Below are 594 nucleotides of genomic sequence, written 5' to 3' on the forward strand. Positions count from 1 at the left end.
ATTTTTTCTTGCCTTATCACCCCTGAAAAACCTTTCAAACAATTTATTTGGATCGCTAACAGGCGATCTCTCGACTTTATTTGATACTTTTAAAATTGCTTTGTTATCCATTAATTCAAGACATATGAATAATTGGGATGGTTTCATGCTGTACTTTATCGCATTCATAAACAGATTTTCATATACACGTACCATTTTTTCTGCATCTATGAAGATAGGTATTATTTCTTGTGTAATTGATTTTTGAACGATTAAACTTTCCTTTTCAAATATAGGAATGTATTCTCCAACTATTTGCTCCAACAGACCTGATAAATCAACTTCATTAAGATTTAACTTAGCATCTATGCCTGATAAACGAGTATATTCAAACAGCTCATCAATTAAATATTTCAGTCTCTGTGACTTTGAATAAGTGGTTTCAAGGTATTCCTGTAATTGTGTGTTATTGTTGTATTGCCCTCTTTTTAATAAATCTAAATAACCAATAATAGATGTCAACGGTGTGCGTAAGTCATGAGATACGTTAGTTATGAGCTCATTTTTTGTACGTTCTAATCGTCTTTCTTGTTCAAATGTATTTTCCAATTCCTT

1 protein-coding gene is annotated in these 594 nt (G+C 31.0%); it reads right to left on the reverse strand.

What is annotated here, in order from left to right:
- Positions 1-594, reverse strand: a 594-nt coding sequence (locus DOS87_RS17200; RefSeq protein WP_208730039.1) for a sensor histidine kinase, incomplete at both ends; no start/stop codon positions are given.

The organism is Bacillus sp. CR71, from assembly GCF_003429245.1.
Lineage (GTDB): Bacteria > Bacillota > Bacilli > Bacillales > Bacillaceae_G > Bacillus_A > Bacillus_A thuringiensis_S.